The organism is Albidovulum litorale (assembly GCF_025751495.1).
In the GTDB taxonomy this organism is placed as follows: Bacteria; Pseudomonadota; Alphaproteobacteria; order Rhodobacterales; family Rhodobacteraceae; genus Albidovulum; species Albidovulum litorale.
This window is the reverse complement of record NZ_JAOWKZ010000001.1, coordinates 441,515-458,774: the sequence shown is the minus strand read 5'-3', so window position 1 is coordinate 458,774 and position 17,260 is coordinate 441,515. Positions and strand designations below refer to the sequence as shown.

Annotated in this window: 24 protein-coding genes; all 24 read left to right on the top strand. The window is 64.5% G+C overall.

Features of this window, described 5'->3' with window-relative positions; genetic code table 11:
* Positions 1-117 precede the first annotated feature (117 nt).
* The 24 genes from fabD to OEZ71_RS02200 all read left to right on the top strand — a co-directional run bounded on the left by fabD (position 118) and on the right by OEZ71_RS02200 (position 17,255).
* Positions 118-1,047 carry an ACP S-malonyltransferase gene (gene fabD, locus OEZ71_RS02315; protein ID WP_263738311.1) on the top strand — a complete coding sequence of 310 codons (930 nt, stop codon included), beginning with the start codon at positions 118-120 and terminating at the stop codon, positions 1,045-1,047.
* Positions 1,048-1,121: 74 nt separating this feature from the next.
* Complete coding sequence (fabG, locus tag OEZ71_RS02310; protein ID WP_263738310.1) at positions 1,122-1,859, top strand: 3-oxoacyl-ACP reductase FabG; 738 nt, start codon at positions 1,122-1,124, stop codon at positions 1,857-1,859.
* 183 nt (positions 1,860-2,042) lie between these two features.
* Positions 2,043-2,276: an acyl carrier protein gene (locus tag OEZ71_RS02305; RefSeq protein ID WP_103256210.1), complete on the top strand. Its 234-nt coding sequence runs from the start codon at positions 2,043-2,045 to the stop codon at positions 2,274-2,276.
* 195 nt (positions 2,277-2,471) lie between these two features.
* Entirely contained in the window at positions 2,472-2,996 is a 525-nt protein-coding gene (locus tag OEZ71_RS02300; RefSeq protein WP_263738309.1) for a GNAT family N-acetyltransferase, read from the top strand.
* Between the two features lie 88 nt (positions 2,997-3,084).
* Positions 3,085-3,450, top strand: coding sequence for a hypothetical protein (locus OEZ71_RS02295; RefSeq protein ID WP_263738308.1), 366 nt, complete (start codon positions 3,085-3,087; stop codon positions 3,448-3,450).
* Positions 3,451-3,608: 158 nt separating this feature from the next.
* Positions 3,609-4,352 (top strand): 1-(5-phosphoribosyl)-5-[(5-phosphoribosylamino)methylideneamino]imidazole-4-carboxamide isomerase, encoded by a 744-nt coding sequence (locus OEZ71_RS02290; protein ID WP_263738307.1) that lies wholly within the window; start codon positions 3,609-3,611, stop codon positions 4,350-4,352.
* Between the two features lie 96 nt (positions 4,353-4,448).
* Positions 4,449-5,711, top strand: a complete 1,263-nt coding sequence (gene fabF / locus OEZ71_RS02285) for a beta-ketoacyl-ACP synthase II (protein ID WP_263738306.1) — start codon at positions 4,449-4,451, stop codon at positions 5,709-5,711.
* A complete protein-coding gene (mltG, locus tag OEZ71_RS02280) occupies positions 5,711-6,868 on the top strand; it encodes an endolytic transglycosylase MltG (protein ID WP_263738305.1) in 1,158 nt (385 codons plus the stop codon). Before fabF ends, mltG begins: the two co-directional genes overlap by 1 nt.
* A 237-nt stretch (positions 6,869-7,105) precedes the next feature.
* Positions 7,106-7,432 (top strand): hypothetical protein, encoded by a 327-nt coding sequence (locus OEZ71_RS02275; protein WP_263738304.1) that lies wholly within the window; start codon positions 7,106-7,108, stop codon positions 7,430-7,432.
* Positions 7,380-8,723 (top strand): DNA-packaging protein, encoded by a 1,344-nt coding sequence (locus OEZ71_RS02270; RefSeq protein ID WP_263738303.1) that lies wholly within the window; start codon positions 7,380-7,382, stop codon positions 8,721-8,723. The genes OEZ71_RS02275 and OEZ71_RS02270 overlap by 53 nt, the downstream gene beginning before the upstream one ends.
* Positions 8,724-8,873: 150 nt before the next feature.
* Positions 8,874-10,046 (top strand): phage portal protein, encoded by a 1,173-nt coding sequence (locus OEZ71_RS02265; protein WP_263738302.1) that lies wholly within the window; start codon positions 8,874-8,876, stop codon positions 10,044-10,046.
* Positions 10,043-10,285, top strand: coding sequence for a GTA head formation protein, RCAP_rcc01685 family (locus OEZ71_RS02260; protein WP_318527792.1), 243 nt, complete (start codon positions 10,043-10,045; stop codon positions 10,283-10,285). Before OEZ71_RS02265 ends, OEZ71_RS02260 begins: the two co-directional genes overlap by 4 nt.
* 13 nt (positions 10,286-10,298) lie before the next feature.
* Positions 10,299-10,853 (top strand): HK97 family phage prohead protease, encoded by a 555-nt coding sequence (locus tag OEZ71_RS02255; RefSeq protein WP_263738301.1) that lies wholly within the window; start codon positions 10,299-10,301, stop codon positions 10,851-10,853.
* Between the two features lie 38 nt (positions 10,854-10,891).
* A complete protein-coding gene (locus tag OEZ71_RS02250) occupies positions 10,892-12,088 on the top strand; it encodes a phage major capsid protein (protein WP_263738300.1) in 1,197 nt (398 codons plus the stop codon).
* A gap of 158 nt (positions 12,089-12,246) precedes the next feature.
* Positions 12,247-12,843, top strand: a complete 597-nt coding sequence (locus OEZ71_RS02245) for a head-tail connector protein (RefSeq protein WP_263738299.1) — start codon at positions 12,247-12,249, stop codon at positions 12,841-12,843.
* On the top strand, positions 12,840-13,178 hold the full coding sequence (locus tag OEZ71_RS02240) for a head-tail adaptor protein (RefSeq protein ID WP_263738298.1): 339 nt from the start codon (positions 12,840-12,842) through the stop codon (positions 13,176-13,178). The genes OEZ71_RS02245 and OEZ71_RS02240 overlap by 4 nt, the downstream gene beginning before the upstream one ends.
* Positions 13,175-13,582 carry a DUF3168 domain-containing protein gene (locus tag OEZ71_RS02235; RefSeq protein ID WP_263738297.1) on the top strand — a complete coding sequence of 136 codons (408 nt, stop codon included), beginning with the start codon at positions 13,175-13,177 and terminating at the stop codon, positions 13,580-13,582. Before OEZ71_RS02240 ends, OEZ71_RS02235 begins: the two co-directional genes overlap by 4 nt.
* 106 nt (positions 13,583-13,688) lie before the next feature.
* Positions 13,689-14,102 (top strand): phage major tail protein, TP901-1 family, encoded by a 414-nt coding sequence (locus OEZ71_RS02230; protein ID WP_263738296.1) that lies wholly within the window; start codon positions 13,689-13,691, stop codon positions 14,100-14,102.
* Complete coding sequence (locus tag OEZ71_RS02225) at positions 14,102-14,422, top strand: gene transfer agent family protein (RefSeq protein WP_263738295.1); 321 nt, start codon at positions 14,102-14,104, stop codon at positions 14,420-14,422. The genes OEZ71_RS02230 and OEZ71_RS02225 overlap by 1 nt, the downstream gene beginning before the upstream one ends.
* Before the next feature lie 19 nt (positions 14,423-14,441).
* A complete protein-coding gene (locus OEZ71_RS02220; RefSeq protein WP_412175604.1) occupies positions 14,442-14,651 on the top strand; it encodes a rcc01693 family protein in 210 nt (69 codons plus the stop codon).
* Positions 14,620-15,291: a phage tail tape measure protein gene (locus OEZ71_RS02215; protein ID WP_263738293.1), complete on the top strand. Its 672-nt coding sequence runs from the start codon at positions 14,620-14,622 to the stop codon at positions 15,289-15,291. The genes OEZ71_RS02220 and OEZ71_RS02215 overlap by 32 nt, the downstream gene beginning before the upstream one ends.
* Before the next feature lie 10 nt (positions 15,292-15,301).
* Positions 15,302-15,934: a DUF2460 domain-containing protein gene (locus tag OEZ71_RS02210; RefSeq protein ID WP_263738292.1), complete on the top strand. Its 633-nt coding sequence runs from the start codon at positions 15,302-15,304 to the stop codon at positions 15,932-15,934.
* Positions 15,931-16,818: a DUF2163 domain-containing protein gene (locus tag OEZ71_RS02205; RefSeq protein ID WP_263738291.1), complete on the top strand. Its 888-nt coding sequence runs from the start codon at positions 15,931-15,933 to the stop codon at positions 16,816-16,818. The genes OEZ71_RS02210 and OEZ71_RS02205 overlap by 4 nt, the downstream gene beginning before the upstream one ends.
* Positions 16,818-17,255 carry an NlpC/P60 family protein gene (locus OEZ71_RS02200; protein WP_263738290.1) on the top strand — a complete coding sequence of 146 codons (438 nt, stop codon included), beginning with the start codon at positions 16,818-16,820 and terminating at the stop codon, positions 17,253-17,255. The genes OEZ71_RS02205 and OEZ71_RS02200 overlap by 1 nt, the downstream gene beginning before the upstream one ends.
* The last annotated feature ends 5 nt before the right edge of the window (positions 17,256-17,260 follow it).

The window sequence follows — 17,260 nt, the reverse complement described above, 5'->3', positions numbered from 1 at the left end:
GTAAACCCATGATATCCGATCGCCCTGAGGGCGTCAGCCACCCTAATCGCCGTTACCGGCGCATTGCGCGACGTCACTCGTCAGGGTATTCGGGGCAAAACAACACAGGGGGTCATAATGGCACGGGCATTCGTATTTCCGGGGCAGGGCGCGCAGGTAACCGGCATGGGCCGGGCTCTGGCCGAGGCCTATCCGGCGTCGAAGGCCGTCTTCGATGAGGTCGACGAGGCTTTGGGCGAGGCCCTCTCACGGCTCATCTGGGAGGGCAGTCAGGAAGAGCTGACGCTGACGCAGAATGCCCAACCGGCGCTGATGGCGACCTCGATCGCCGCGCTGAGGGCGCTGGAGGCAGAGGGGATCGGCGTGGAAAGCGCTGCCTTCGTCGCGGGCCATTCGCTGGGCGAGTATTCGGCGCTTTGTGCTGCGGGCGCGCTCAGCCTTTCCGATACCGCGCGGCTTCTGCGGCTGCGGGGCAAGGCGATGCAGGAGGCGGTACCGGTCGGCGTTGGCGCGATGGCGGCCCTGCTGGGGCTTGATTTTGAAACCGCTAAGGCAGTGGCCGAGGAGGCCGCGATGGGCGAGGTCTGTCAGGCTGCGAACGATAACGACCCGGCGCAGGTCGTGGTTTCGGGCCACAAGGACGCGGTAGAGCGGGCGGTGGAGATCGCCAAGGCGAAGGGCGCGAAACGTGCGATCCTTCTGCCGGTATCTGCCCCCTTCCATTGTGAATTGATGGGTCCGGCGGCGGCTGCGATGGCCGATGCCCTAAGCCATGTGCATATCGATGAGCCGAAAGTGCCGCTGGTGGCCAATGTCACCGCCCATGATGTGACCGATCCCGCGACGATCCGCAGCCTGCTGGTGGAACAGGTCACGGGTTCGGTCCGCTGGCGCGAGAGTGTGGGATTCATGGCGGCAAAAGGTGTGACCGAGTTCTGGGAGATTGGCGCGGGCAAGGCGCTTTCCGGCATGATCCGGCGTATCTCCAAGGAGGCGGAGACGCGCGCGGTCGGCACGCCTGAGGATGTGGTTGCGGCAAAAGGGTAAGGCGGCCGGGGAGGGCGCTGCCCTCCCCGGACCCCACCCGGAGTATTGTGGGACAGAAAGTGAGGGGCTGATCGATGTTTGATCTGACGGGAAAGACGGCGCTGGTGACGGGTGCTTCGGGCGGAATCGGTGGTGCGGTTGCCAAGGCGCTGCATGGCGCGGGGGCAACGGTGGGCCTCTCGGGCACGCGTGAGGCGCCCTTGCAGGAGCTGGCGGCGGAACTGGGCGAGCGGGCGCATGTGTTGCCCTGCAACCTGTCCGACGCCGAGGCGGTGGAGGCGCTGCCGAAGCAGGCGGTCGAGGCCATGGGGGGGCTCGACATCCTGGTCAACAATGCGGGCATCACCCGCGACAGCCTCTTCATGCGAATGTCGGATGAGGATTGGCAGTCGGTTCTGGATGTGAACCTGACCTCCACCTTCCGGCTGTGCCGGGGCGTGATGCGGCCCATGATGAAGGCGCGCTGGGGTCGGATAGTGAACATCACCTCGGTCGTCGCCACGGCGGGCAATCCCGGTCAGGGCAACTATTGCGCGGCCAAGGCCGGTGTGACCGGCATGTCGAAGGCCTTGGCGCAGGAAGTGGCCAGCCGTGGCATCACGGTCAATTGCGTGGCGCCCGGTTTCATCGCCACAGCGATGACCGACAAGCTGAATGACGAACAGAAGGCGCGCATATCGGCTGGCATTCCGGCAGGACGCATGGGTGCGCCCGAAGAGATCGCCGCGGCTGTACTTTTCCTTGCCAGCGGCGAGGCCGCTTACGTCACTGGGGCCACGCTCCACGTAAACGGCGGCATGGACATGGTCTGACGTCCGGCAAAACGGACGTTGCGAAAGCGTTTGCCTCCGCATTAGACTGTGTTATAGGCGGCGGCGACATGCCGGAACGGACAAGGGCTTTTCCGGTTGCCTTTGCTTTCATGCGGGGCATGAGCCGCTCGCGAAGAGCAAGAGACCAGAAGGCGGGAAGACCCGCGGAAATGAGGATTTGACATGAGCGACATCGCAGATCGCGTGAAGAAAATTGTCGTCGAGCATCTTGGCGTCGAAGAGGACAAGGTGACGGAAAGCGCCTCGTTCATCGACGATCTGGGCGCGGACAGCCTCGACACGGTCGAGCTGGTGATGGCGTTCGAAGAAGAATTCGGGATCGAGATCCCTGATGATGCGGCCGAAACCATCCAGACCTTCGGCGACGCGGTCAAGTTCATCTCCGAAGCCGCCTGATCGGAACCGGATTGAGTACGGAACGGCGCCCTTGCGGGCGCCGTTTTCGTTTGGTGACCGCAGTGTTCGCATGGCCCTGACCATGCGATTAGGACAGTCGCCGTGACGGGTGCGCGAAGCCATCAACTCTTATGGTGCCAGGTCGTTCTGACAGTCGCGGATCGCACCTGACAGATGAAAGGCAGGGAGACGTCCATGATTCCGGTGATTGAAACCGAACGGCTGATCCTGAGGGAAATGGTGAAAGCGGATTTTCCCTCCTTTGCCGCGGTCTGGCAGGAGCCGGAGGTGGTGCGTTTCATCGGCGGCAAGCCAAGGCCCCTGACCGAAAGCTGGGGCGTCTTTCTGAAGGTGGCCGGAAACTGGGCGGTCGAGGGATTTGGGCAATGGGCGATCACAAGGCGCGAGGACGGGGCGTTTCTGGGCCAGACCGGCTTTTTCACCGGCATGCGCGGAATTGGCGATGATTTCGATGCCGCGCCTGAGGCCGGATGGGTACTGACCGCCTCTGCCCACGGCAGGGGCTATGGCCGGGAGGCGGTCATGGCCGCGCATCGCTGGTTTGATGCGCAGGAGTTTGGCGGGGTCAGCCATGCGATGATCGAGATCGGGCATGATGCCTCGTTCGCGATTGCCCGGACGCTCGGCTACCGGCCCATGCGCGAGAGTGTGGATCTGGGTGATCCGGTGATGCTCTTGCGCCGTGACACGCGCGTCTGACGCCCCTTCACGTCTGCGTGGGGTGCGTTGCGCCCGGCCCCGGTTTTGGGATTCTGGATCACATCACAGATTGCAGGAAGGTAAGGGAATGGGACGACAGGTGTTCGCGCTGGCAGGCGCATTTGTCATCGTCTTCGCATGTGTCTGGATGGGGCTGTCCGAACGGCTGGGGGCGCATCCGTTCTGGGCCGTCAAGATCGGCTGGCTCGGGGGCGCGGCTGGTGCGGGGCTGGCGCTGGTCCTGATCCTTGTGCGGGTTCCGCCCCGCTGGCGGCTGGCGTTGGGTGCTGTCGGGACGGTGGCGGCACTCGCAGCTGCGAAGATCGGCGCGGCGCGTTTCGCGGCCTCTTATGCGGAAGATGCGCTTGCGGGCCGGTTCTGGTTCATCGGATGGATCTGTGTTGCGGCGGCTCTTGTGGTCATGTTGCAGGCCCTTCTGGGCTGGCGCCGATAGGGGCTACGTGGCGCGATTTTTTCAAAAACGTCGGAATCGCCTTTGGGTTTAGCGCAATCAGACCTAACATCAAGGTAAGGGCAGCGCCCCGGAACATGAGGCGACCGCCCAGTCTGTGCGGAGGATTTTTCCGTGCGATATCAACATGGAGGCGCTAGATGATCATCTATCCGACGATCGAGATTCAAAATGGCCGCTGCGTGAGTCTGCATCGCGGCAGGCTTGAAGAACCGTCCATCTGGCATGTTGATCCTGTTGAAAAGGCAAAGGAATTCGCGCATGCGGGCGCGGAGTGGATGCATGTCACCGATCTGGACGCGATGGCGGGCAGCAACAAGAATCACGATCTGATTCTGAAGATCATCCGGGATGCCGGTTTGCCGGTGCAGCTTGGCGGCGGGTTCCGCACGCGGGACAGAATCGCCGAATGGATCAATCTCGGGGCGGGGCGGATCGTTGTGTCGACGCTGGCCGCGCAGAATCCGCATCTGGTGAAGGAGATCGCATTCCATCACCCCGACCAGATCGTCCTGTCGATCGACGTCTGGAAAGGTCATGTCCTGACCCATGGCTGGAAGACGGAAAGCTCCTATGCACCCGAGGCGTTCATTGATGCATTCAAGGGAACGCCCTTTGCCGCCGTGGTGGTGACGGATATCGACTATGACATCGGCGATGCCGACGCCGCGCTTGGCGTTGTCTCTCGTATCGCTGAACGGACGAAGATTCCGGTCATCGCCAGTGGCATCGTGCGCACGGTCGACGATGTGTCGCGGCTGAGGCTGCTGGGTGAAGTGTCCGGCGCGATGATAAGCCGGGCGCTGTTCAATAAAACCGTGAATCTCAAGGATGCCCTGCGTGAGGCGCGGCCCGACACCGCGCATGTGGCCGAGTTCATCTGACCGGCAACGGCCCGCTGCCGTATCGGCAACGGGCCTTGCCCGCCCCGGCCAGAGCCGTATATCTAACTCCGGATACAAACTGAGTTGGGGAACGCGATGAGGCGGGTTGTTGTCACCGGACTGGGTATGGTCACACCGTTGGCCTGTGGCGTCGAGGAGACGTGGAAGCGGCTGATTGCCGGGCAATCGGGCGCTGGGCCGATCACGCGGTTCGATACCGCGAATGTGGTGACCACCTATGCCTGTGAGATCCCCTTCGGTGACGGCAGCGATGGCACGTTCAATCCCGATGACTGGATGGAGCCGAAAGAGCGCCGCAAGGTCGATGACTTCATCCTTTACGGCATGGCCGCCGCGGATATGGCGGTGAAGGATGCCGGTTGGATGCCCGAGGACGAGGAAAGCCGGTTGCGCACCGGGGTCATGATCGGGTCAGGGATCGGTGGGCTGTCGTCGATTGCGGAGACGGCCGTGCTGATCAAGGAACGGGGTCCGAAGCGGGTTTCGCCCTTCTTCATTCCGGGATCGCTGATCAACCTCATCTCGGGTCAGGTCGGGATCCGCTATGGCTTCAAGGGGCCGAACCATGCGGTAGTGACCGCCTGTTCCACCGGCGCCCATGCTATCGGCGATGCGGCGCGGCTTATTCAATGGGGCGATGCTGATGTGATGCTGGCAGGGGGCGCCGAGAACCCGATCAGCGAGATCGGGATCGCCGGCTTCAATGCCTGCAAGGCTTTGTCCACCAAGCGCGCTGACGAGCCGACCAAGGCCTCGCGCCCCTATGACGCCGATCGCGACGGGTTTGTGATGGGCGAGGGCGCGGGTGTGGTCGTGCTGGAGGAATACGAGCACGCTAAGGCGCGCGGCGCGAAGATCTATGCCGAGGTTCTGGGTTATGGCCTGTCGGGCGATGCCTATCACATCACGGCACCGTCGGAGGACGGCGATGGGGGCTTCCGCTCCATGTCGGCGGCGTTGGCGCGGGCAGGTATCACGCCCGACCAGATCGACTATATCAATGCCCATGGCACCTCGACCATGGCCGACACAATCGAGCTTGGCGCGGTCGAACGGCTGATGGGAAATGCGGCGGCGAAGGCGACGATGTCCTCGACCAAATCGTCGATCGGCCATCTTCTGGGCGCGGCGGGTGCGGTCGAGGCGATCTTCTGTATCCTCGCGATCCGCGATCAGGTGGCGCCGCCGACGATCAACCTCGACAACCCGGCGGTTGAACCGAAGCTGGATCTCGCCCCGAACAAGGCGGTGAAGCGCGAAATCAACGTTGCGCTGTCAAACTCCTTCGGCTTTGGCGGCACCAATGCTTCGCTCGTCGTTGGCCGGGTGACGGACTGATGTGGCGCAACATCGCCTCGAACTTTCTGACCATCGCCATTGTGTTGCTGGTGGCGGCGGCGGCTTTGGTCGCCTGGGGGCAGCAGCAGTATAAAGGGCCGGGGCCCCTGGCCGAGGCGATCTGTTACCGGGTGGAAAGCGGCGCGAGCCTGCGTGGGGTGGCTGCCGATCTGGCGGATCAGGGGGCGGTGAGTTCGGCCTATATCTTTCGGGTCGGAGCCGATTACGAAGACAAGGCTGGCAGTCTGAAGGCGGGTTCGTTCCTCATACCGCCCAAGGCGTCGATGGCCGGGATCGTTGAGACGCTGACTGGCAGCGGTCAGTCGACCTGCGGGACGGAAGTGAACTTCCGCATCGGCGTCAACGGGGCCGATGTCGTGGTGCGCGAGCTTGACCCGGTGACGAACCGCTACGAAGAAGTGGCGAAATTCGATCCGGCGGTTGAGGCTGCGCCCGCTGCTTACGTCGAAAGGGCCGAGGACCCGGCGGTGCGGTTCCGCATCACGCTGGCCGAAGGCGCGACAAGCTGGCAGATCGTTGAGGCGTTGAAACGGGCGGAGTTTCTGTCCGGCGAGCCGGGTGAATTGCCCGCAGAGGGTAGGCTTGCGCCCGACAGCTACGAGGTCGTGCGGGGCGCTTCGCGCGCCGAACTGCTGGCCGAGATGCAACGGCGGCAGGACGCGGTTCTCGCCGACCTCTGGGCGGCGCGGGCGGATGGGTTGCCATACGACAGTCCCGAAACGGCGCTGATCATGGCCTCCATCGTCGAGAAGGAGACCGGGGTGCCCGAGGAGCGGGGCCGGGTGGCGAGTGTCTTCCTGAACCGTCTGGAACAGGGCATGAAGCTGCAAACCGACCCGACGGTGATCTACGGCATCACCAAGGGGCAAGGTGTGCTCGGGCGCGGGCTGCGCCAGAGTGAGCTGAGGGGCCGCACGCCCTACAACACCTATGTGATCGACGGGCTGCCGCCCACGCCAATCGCCAATCCAGGGCGGGAGAGTATCGCCGCCGCGCTGAACCCGGATGAGACGCCGTACCTGTTCTTCGTGGCCGACGGCACGGGCGGGCATGCCTTTGCCGAGACGTTGGACGAGCACAACGCCAATGTCGCCAAATGGCGGGCGATCGAGGCGGAGCAGGGTTCGGGGAATTGATCCGGACTTGAACTGGTAAGGTGGGTTTAAATCCACCTTACTCTCAGATGCCGCACCTGGCACGCTCTGCGAACTATGCGTTAACACTTTGATAACACAGTTTTTCTTGACTATCCGAACGCTCCCGGATATACCTTCGGGCATGCTAGAAGAAGTGGGCAAGCGGCCGGGGGCGACCCCAGGGCCGCTTTTTCATTTCGCTCGTGCGGGACCTGCATGAGAGGCGGCCGGGACTTAATGACAACAGGGAATACGGCCGAAGGGCCGAAGATTGAACCTCTGGTCGATCAGGCCATGGGGTTACTCGGTTTGATCGTCGGCGAGATCAACGCGGCGATGGACCGGATCAGACAGGACCAGTTCGACGACCTGAAAGAGGCCACGCGATCCTACAAGGATCTGCGGCAGGCGCTTCTGATGGTGTTCGAGGAAAGGGCGAAAGTTGCGAAACTCGACAAGCTTGAAGCCGGAATCGCCTATGACTACGCGCTCGACCTCGACGTGGCGCGGGATGAGATCGGCCGCCGCCTGGCTCGCCTCCGCGACGCCGGAGATGGTGGATGAGTTTCTTGAGTGCCTGAGTGACGAGGCGCTGATGGCGCTGCCCTGGCTTTTCGAGTTCTGGGCGCTGCCGCATCAGTTGCCGCCCGAGGGCGCGTGGAAAAGCTGGGTGATCATGGGCGGGCGCGGCGCGGGCAAGACCCGTGCCGGGGCTGAGTGGGTCCGCGCACAGGTCGAGGGGGCTCGGCCGCTGGATCAGGGGCGGGCGCGCCGCGTGGCTCTGCTGGGCGAGACGGTGGATCAGGTCCGCGAGGTGATGGTGTTCGGCGAGAGCGGCATTCTTGCCTGTTCCCCCCCGGATCGCAGGCCGGTGTGGGAGGCGGGGCGCAAGCGGCTCGTCTGGCCGAACGGGGCGGTGGCGGAGGTCTATTCGGCCTTCAGCCCGGACTCGCTTCGGGGGCCGCAGTTCGATGCGGCCTGGGCCGACGAGCTTGCGAAATGGCCGAAGGCGGAGGAGGCCTGGGACATGCTGCAATTCGCGCTTCGGCTGGGTGAGCATCCGCAGCAGGTGGTCACGACGACGCCGCAGAATATTCCGGTGCTGAAGGCAATCCTGAAGAACCCCTCGACCGTGCTGACGCAGGCGCCGACGGAGGCGAACCGGGCCTATCTTGCGGCCTCGTTCCTGGAGGAGGTGCGCGCGCGTTATGAGGGCACGCGGTTGGGGCGGCAGGAGCTGGACGGGGTTCTGTTGGAGGATGTCGAGGGGGCATTGTGGACGACCGCCGCCTTGGAGGCGGGGCGTGTTGAGGTGCCCGGCAGGATGAGCCGGATCGTCGTGGCGGTGGACCCGCCGGTGACCGGTCACAAGGGATCGGACGAATGCGGTATAGTCGTGGTGGGGGCCGCGACCGAGGGACCGCCATCGGACTGGCGGGCCTGGGTTCTGGAGGACGCCTCGGTCAGTGCGGCATCGCCCGACACCTGGGCGCGGGCGGCTGTGGCGGCGATGGCGCGGCATGGCGCCGACCGGCTGGTGGCGGAGGTCAATCAGGGCGGTCAGCTGGTGGAAAGCGTGGTACGGCAGGTCGATCCGACCGTGGCCTACCGGGCGGTCCATGCCGCGCGCGGGAAGGTTGCGCGGGCGGAGCCGGTGGCAGCGCTTTACGAGCAGGGGCGGGTGCATCATCTGCGGGGGCTTGGCGCGCTGGAGGATCAGATGTGCCGGATGACGGCGCGGGGGTTTGAGGGCAAGGGCTCGCCCGACCGGGTCGATGCGCTGGTCTGGGCGCTGACCGAGCTGATCGTGGAGCCCGCGGCGAAGTGGCGGCGGCCGCAGGTTCGAAGCCTGTAGGCGAGGTCGGAGCGGGGGGCTGTCTGCCCCCCGACGCGTTCCGGACCGGGTCCGGAACGCTCCCCCCGAGGATATTTGACCCAAGTGGAAGTTGGGGCGTCCGGTGCGGGCGCCGGGCATCTGGCGGTCGGGCAAGACAGGAGAGATCGGATGGTTTGGAACATCTTCCGGCGCGCCGAAGGCGCTGTGCCGGAGCATAAGGCCTCGGCCACGGGGCGGGTTGTGGCCTGGGGCTCGTCTGGGCGGGTGGCGTGGAGCCCGCGCGATGTGGTGAGCCTGACGAAGACCGGGTTTTCCGGTAATCCGGTGGGGTTCCGGGCGGTAAAGCTGATCGCCGAGGCGGCGGCGGCGCTTCCCTTGGTTTGTCAGGATGGCGAGCGGCGTTATGACGTGCATCCTGTCATCGACCTGATGCGGCGGCCCAATCCGGGGCAGGGGCGGGCGGAGCTGTTCGAGGCTTTGTACGGTCAGCTTCTGCTGAGCGGCAATGGCTATGTCGAGGCGGTGGGCGTCACCGGCCTGCCGGTGGAACTGCATGTGCTGCGGTCGGACCGGATTTCGCTGGTGCCCGGCGCCGATGGCTGGCCGGTGGCCTATGACTACACGGTGGGCGGGCGCAAACACCGCTTCGACATGACCGGGCCGGTCGATCCGATCTGTCACATCAAGTCGTTCCATCCGCAGGATGACCATTATGGCCTGTCGCCGATGCAGGCGGCGGCGGTGGCGGTTGACGTGCACAATTCGGCGTCGAGCTGGTCGAAGGCCCTGCTCGACAATGCCGCGCGGCCCTCGGGCGCCATCGTCTACAAGGGGGCGGACGGGCAGGCGCAATTGTCGGGCGATCAGTATGACCGGCTGATCCAAGAGATGGAGATGCATCATCAGGGCGCGCGCAATGCCGGGCGGCCGATGCTGCTGGAGGGTGGGCTCGACTGGAAACCGATGGGGTTCAGCCCGTCGGACATGGAGTTTCAGAAGACCAAGGAGGCGGCCGCGCGGGAGATTGCGGTGGCCTTCGGGGTGCCGCCGATGCTGCTGGGGATACCGGGCGACGCCACCTATGCCAATTATCAGGAGGCGAACCGGGCGTTTTATCGGCTGACGGTGTTGCCACTGGCCACACGAGTGACGGCGGCGGTGTCCTATTGGCTTTCGACCCATCTGGGTGAGCATGTGGAACTGCGTCCGGATCTGGATCAGGTCCCGGCTTTGGCCATTGAGCGCGATCAGCAGTGGAAGCGGATCGGTGAGGCGACGTTCCTGACCGATGCCGAAAAGCGGGCGATCCTGGGGCTGCCGCGTCTGGCGGATGAGGAATGAGCATGGAGGGGCCGGGGTCGCGTTACCTGAAAGAGCCCTTTCAATGCGCCCATGAACATCGGTTCGAGGCGACGGAACGGGTCATGGCGCTGCAATTCGAGATGGTCGAGAAGCGGCTGGAGCGGATCGAGGCGATGATCGGGGGCGTGGAAAAGCGGCTTTGGATGACCGTTTTCGGGGTGGTGGGCGTCTTTCTGGCACAGGCGGCGCAGTCCTTGATCGAGTTCGGGCCGAAATAGGAAATCTGACATGATGACAAGTGATTACGGGCTGGAGATGAAGTTCTGCCGGCTGGGCGAGGATGTCGCCGTCAAGGAGGGCTGCCGGATTGAGGGCTATGCCTCTTACTTCGGCATCACCGATCAGGGCGGCGATGTTGTGGTCAGCGGGGCCTATGGCAAGTCGCTGGCGCGGCTGAAGGATCAGGGCCGGGCGGTGAAGATGCTGTGGCAGCACGATCCGGCCCAGCCCATCGGGGTCTGGGACGAGATCGTCGAGGATGGCCGCGGCCTGCGCGTGAAGGGCCGCATCCTGACCGAGGTCGAGAAGGGCCGCGAGGCGGCGGCTTTGGTTGCGGCGGGCGCCATCGACGGATTGTCCATCGGCTACCGCACGGTGACGGCGGAGAAGGACGCGAAGGGGCAGCGCCTGCTTCGCGAGGTGGAGCTTTGGGAAGTGTCGCTGGTCACGTTCCCGATGCTTCCCGAGGCGCGGGTCGGGGCCAAGGGCGATGCGCTTGGGGTGACCGATCTGCATGAGCTGGCGGCTTTGTTCGACGAGGCGCGCCGGGCATTGGCGGGGAAATGACCCCCGCCTGACGCAACCCCTGACTTGAGGTGATGGGTATGAAGAAGACCGAGACGAAGGCTCGGGCCGGGGAAGGCGTGTCCGACGCTCCGGCCGGGGAGGTGAAGTCCGCGCTGCAGGGTTTCCTGAGCGAGTTCAAGGGCTTTCAGGACGACGTGAAATCAAGGTTGCAACAACAGGAAGAGCGACTGACCATGCTGGATCGCAAATCTCACATGCCGGGCCGTCCGGTTCTGTCCACCGCCATCGACCATGAGGCGCCGCACAAGAAGGCCTTTGCTACCTATCTGCGCTCGGGCGACGATGACGGGCTGCGCGGCCTGACGCTGGAGGGCAAGGCGCTGAATAGCCAGGTGAACGCGGAGGGCGGTTTTCTGGTCGATCCGCAGACCTCCGAGCGTATCCGCGGGGTGCTGAAGGCGACCTCGTCGCTGCGTTCGATCGCCAATGTCGTGCAGGTTGAGGCGACCTCGTTCGATGTGCTGGTGGATCATACCGATCTAGGGTCGGGCTGGGCCACGGAAACCGGGTCGATTGCGGAGACCGGCACGCCGCAGATCGACCGTATCTCTATCCCGCTGCATGAATTGGCGGCGATGCCGAAGGCGTCGCAGCGTCTGCTGGACGACTCGGCCTTTGACGTCGAAGGGTGGCTTGCGGAGCGGATCGCCGACAAGTTCAGCCGGGCCGAGGCGCAGTCCTTTATCTCGGGCGATGGCATCGACAAGCCGACGGGCTTTCTTACCCATAGCGCCGTTGACAACGGGGCCTGGGCCTGGGGATCGCTCGGTTACGTGCCGACGGGGGCGGCGGGCGATTTTGCCGCGACCAATGCCTCGGACGCGATCATTGATCTTGTCTATGCGCTGAACGCCGAATACCGGGCGAATGCGAGCTTCGTGATGAACTCGAAGACGGCGGGTGCCGTGCGCAAGATGAAGGATGCCGATGGCCGCTTCCTGTGGTCGGACGGTCTGGCGGCGGGCGAGCCCGCGCGGCTGATGGGATATCCGGTTCTGGTGGCCGAGGACATGCCGGATATCGGCAATGATGCCTATGCCATTGCCTTCGGTGACTTCCACAACGGCTACACGATTGCCGAACGCCCCGACATGCGGGTGCTGCGCGATCCGTTCTCGGCCAAACCGCATGTCCTCTTCTATGCCTCCAAGCGTGTGGGCGGGGATGTCAGCGACTTTGCCGCGATCAAGCTGCTGAAATTCGCGATCTCGTAAGGGATTGCGGGTCGGCCGGGACTTTCGGGCCCCGGTCGTTCGGGCGCGGGCTGCCCAAATCCCTCGTGTTGTCTAGCTGCTCCCTCCGTCCGAGCAATGCGGGGCGCTGGCCCGCGTCCGATTCTTCACAGAATGGGCGCAACTATCGGAGACTTCCCATGATGCTGAGCGAAGTGACACCGGTGCCGCAGGCGATACTCCCGGTGGCGGAATTCAAGGACCATCTGCGGCTTGGCACCGGGTTTGCCGATGACGGGGCGCAGGATGCGCTGGTCGAGAGTTACCTGCGCGCCGCTTTGGCGGCGGTCGAGGGACGGATCGGCAAGGCGCTGATCGCGCGGGATTATGTGCTTGAGACGAATGGCTGGCGTTGGCCCGATACCCAAGCCTTGCCCGTGGCCCCGGTAAGTGCGGTTGTGTCCGTCACGGTAAAGGACCGGGACGGGGTGCCGGACCTGATCGACCCGACGCGCTACCGGCTGGAAAAGGATGCCCACCGGCCGAAGATCGTGGCGACGGGGGCCTTGTTGCCGGGTATTCCGGTGGGCGGTGTGGCCGAGGTGGTGTTCACGGCTGGTTTTGGTCTGGTGTGGGCGGATGTGCCGGTGGATCTGGCGCAGGCGGTGTTCCTGCTGGCGGCGCAGTATCATGAGAACCGGCATGAGGCGGGTGAACGGATGGCGATGCCCTTTGGCGTTATGGCTTTGATCGAGCGCTGGCGGACGGTGCGGGTGCTTGGCGGGGGTGCCGCATGAGCGCGCCGAGGCTGAATCGCAAACTCGTGCTGGAAGAGGCGCAGCGGGTGCCGGATGGTGCGGGCGGATGGGCGCTGAACTGGGTGGCTTTGGGCACGCTCTGGGCGGCCGTCGATGCCGGGTCGGGGCGGGAGCGGGCCGGGGAGTTTCTGACCGTATCCTCGGTCAACTACCGCATCACGGTGCGGGGCGCGCCGCAAGGTGCGCCGTCGCGGCCGAAGCCCGAACAGAGGTTCCGGGACGGGTCGCGGGTTTTCCGCATTACCGCCGTGACCGAGGACGATCCGGGCGGGCAATACCTGACCTGCTTTGCGCAGGAGGAGGTTGTGGCATGAGTTACGGAGCAGCGGCCGCGCTTCAGGCGGCGATCTATCAGAGGTTGACGGCGGATTCAGCGCTGGATGCGCTGTTATCTGGCGCGGTCTATGACTCCGTACCGCCGGGTACGGTGACGGGAACCTATGTGTCGATCGGGCCCGAGGATGTGCGCGATGCCTCCGATCAGGTGGGGCGGGGCTCGTTTCACGAATTCACCGTCTCGGTCGTTACCGATCAGGCGGGGTTTCAGAATGCCAAGGCGGTGGCGGCGGCGGTGTCGGATGCCTTGACCGGCGCGACACTGGTGCTGGCGCGCGGCCATCTGGTGGGGCTCTGGTTCCTCAAGGCGCGGGCGCGGCGGGTCGAGAAGGCGGATGTGCGGCGGATCGACCTGACCTTCCGGGCGCGGATCGAGGATTGAGCCTGGGGCTCCGGATCAGGTTCGGGGCAGGGTTGCACAAATCGAACAATTCAGGGTGTCAGTTCTTCGCTGACGGCCCGGTACTTTCACGAAACGGAGAACGGACATGGCTGCCCAGAACGGCAAGGACCTTCTGATCAAGCTCGACCTGACCGGGGGCGGGCAATTCACCACAATCGCGGGGCTGCGTGCGACGCGGATCAGTTTCAACGCAGAGACGGTCGATGTGACCAGTCTGGAGAGCCAGGGCGGCTGGCGGGAGTTGCTGGGCGGGGCGGGCGTACGGTCGGCTTCGGTCTCTGGTTCCGGCGTATTTGTCGACAGCGCGACCGACGACCGGGCACGGCAGATTTTCTTTGCCGGAACGGTCGAGCAGTTTCAGGTGATCATACCGGATTTCGGCATTGTCGAGGGACCGTTCCAGATCACCGCGATCGAATATGCCGGGAGTTACAACGGCGAGGCGACCTATGAGCTGTCGCTTGCCTCGGCCGGCGCGCTCAACTTCACGGCGATCTGATGGCCAATCCGTGGACGGGGGAAGTGGCCGTGACGCTCGATGGTGAGCGGCATGTGGCCAAGCTGACGCTGGGCGCGCTGGCGGAGCTGGAGGCGGGGCTGGGGACCGGGACGCTGATCGAGCTGGTGGAGCGGTTCGAGGCGGGGCGGTTTTCGACGCGCGATGTGCTGATGCTGGTCGTGGCGGGGCTGCGCGGCGGTGGCTGGAAGGGCACGGCTGGCGATCTTTTGAACGTGGAGATCGGCGGCGGGCCGGTCGAGGCGGCGCGTGTGGCGGCCGAGCTGCTGGCCCGTGCCTTTACGGTGCCGGAGGCGCAGTGAGGTGGATTGGCCGGGGCTGATGCGGGCGGGTCTGTCGGGCCTTGGTCTGGCACCGGACGTCTTCTGGCGGCTTACGCCTGCCGAGCTTGTGCTGATGCTGGGTGATCCGGGCGCCGTGCCGCCCCTTAACCGGGCGCGGCTGGAGGAATTGGCGCGGGCCTGGCCGGATGCGCCTGTCGGGACAAAGGAGGGCCGAGATGCCGGTGACGGACGGATTGGACGGGATTGATGGGCTGGCGGCACAGGCCGCTGCCCTTGAAACCAGCCTGGGTGGTGCGCAGGTGATGGCGGCGGCGTTTGACGCCGAACTGATGCGGATGCGGGAAAGCATGGTCTTCACCGGACGTGAGGTGAATACGCTGTCGAAGAGCATCGGCGGCGGCTTGAGGCGGGCTTTCGACGGGTTGATCTTTGACGGGATGAAGCTGTCGGATGCGCTGAAACAGGTGGCGCAGACGATTGTGAACAGCGTCTACAACACCGCGCTGCAGCCTATTCAGAATGCCGTCGGGGGCGCGATTGCAAATGGCATCAACGGGTTGGTGAGCGGGCTCTTTCCTTTCGAAAAGGGTGGGAGTTTTTCTCAAGGCAGGGTGATGCCCTTTGCCAAGGGAGGTGTCGTGTCCTCGCCCACAATGTTCCCGATGCGGAATGGTCGGGGTCTGATGGGCGAGGCGGGGCCAGAGGCGATCATGCCCTTGGCGCGCGGTGCCGACGGGCGGTTGGGCGTTCAGGCGGCGGGTGGCGGGCGGCCGGTGAACATTGTCATGAACGTGACGACGCCCGATGTGCAGGGCTTCGCCCGCAGTCAGAGCCAGATTGCGGCGCAGATGGCCCGGGCGCTCGCCCGAGGCGACAGAAACCGGTGAGGAGAGCGGCATGGCATTTCATGAGGTGCGGTTTCCAGCGAATCTCAGCTTCGGCTCGGTCGGGGGGCCTGAGCGGCGCACGGAAGTGGTGCAGTTGTCGAACGGGTTCGAGGAACGCAATACCCCCTGGTCGCAGTCGCGGCGCCGTTATGATGCGGGGGTAAGCCTGCGCAGCCTTGACGATATCGGGGCGCTGATCGCGTTTTTCGAGGCACGGCAGGGGCAGTTGAACGGCTTTCGCTGGAAGGACTGGGCGGATTACAAATCCTGCACGGCCTCGGCCACGCCCGCCTATGCAGATCAGCTGATCGGAATCGGTGACGGCTTGAGGGCGGAGTATCAGCTTGTGAAAAGTTATGCGTCCGGGTCGCAGGCGCAGAGCCGGGATATTAGCAAACCGGTGGCGGGGACGGTGCGTATCGGCTTGCAGGGTGACGAATTGCAGGAAGGCGTCCATTTCACGGTCGATGTGGCGACCGGGATCGTCACCTTTGCGAGCCCGCCCGCCGTCGATGAACGGGTGACAGCCGGATTCGAATTCGACGTGCCGGTGCGTTTTGATACCGACGGGATTCAGGTCTCGGTCGCCTCGTTTCAGGCCGGCGACGTGCCGCAGGTTCCGGTGGTGGAGGTGCGGCTTTGACCTATCCCCAGGCGTTGAAGGATCATCTGGCCACGGGCGTCACCACGCTTGCGCGGGCCTTTGCGGTGACCCGCAAGGATGGGGCGGTTCTGGGGTTTACCGACCACGACCGCGATCTGGCTTTCGAGGGGATCACCTTTCGTGCCGGGTCGGGCATGACCGCGAAGGCGATCCAGCAGGCGACGGGCCTGTCGGTTGACAATACCGAGGCCTTTGGCGCGCTTCAGTCCGAGGCGATCACCGAGGAGGACATCCTTGGCGGGCGCTTTGACGGGGCAGAGGTCCGGGGCTGGCTGGTCAATTGGGCCGATGTCTCGGTTCGTGCCCTGCAGTTTCGCGGCACATTGGGCGAGATCGTGCGCAAAGGCGGCGCGTTCAACGCTGAACTGCGCGGGTTGGCGGAGGCGCTCAATCAAGAGCAGGGGCAGATATATCACGCCCGGTGTTCGGCAGTGCTGGGGGACAGCCGCTGCAGATTCGATCTGAACCAGTTAGGTTTTTCGGAGGAACGCGCTGTCGAAGAGATTGAGGAGGCGCGGGTGTTCCGGTTCGTGAATTTCACCGGCTATGACGACCGGTGGTTCGAAAAGGGCCGGTTCCGGGTGCTGACCGGGAAGGCGGCCGGATTGGTCGGGGCGGTCAAGAATGACCGTTTGGGCACCGGCGATATCCGGACGGTCGAGCTGTGGCAGGCGCTGGGGGCTGCCCCGGCTGTTGGGGACATGGTTCGGCTTGAGGCGGGATGTGACAGGCGCGCGGATACCTGCCGACTGAAATTCGCCAACCTCGATAACTTCCGTGGCTTTCCGGACATTCCGGGCGAGGACTGGCTTATGTCCTATCCGGTCGGGGCCGCTATCAATGACGGCGGGAGCAGGCGGTGATGGGCGCATCTCGGCACAAGTCAGTCGAAATCGCGCGGGCCTGGATCGGAACGCCTTATCGGCATCAGGCCTCGGCAAAAGGGGCGGGAACTGATTGTCTGGGGCTGATCAGGGGTGTGTGGCGTGAGCTTTATGGTGCAGAGCCCGAAGCGATGCCTGCCTATACGAAGGACTGGTCGGAACCGGAAGGGATCGAGCGGTTGTGGCAGGCCGCGGGACGCCATCTGCGGCCGTGCGATCCGGCCCGGGCGGTGGCGGCGGGCGAGGTTCTACTTTTCCGGATGCGCGAAGGGGCCGTCGCCAAGCATCTGGGGTTGGTAGCCGCCGTCGGTAGCCGCTCAAGTTTCATTCACGCCTATTCCGGGCACGGCGTTATGGAAAGTCCGCTTTCCGTCCCCTGGCTTCGCCGCGTCGTGGCGAGGTTCGAATTTCCCTGAAGGAG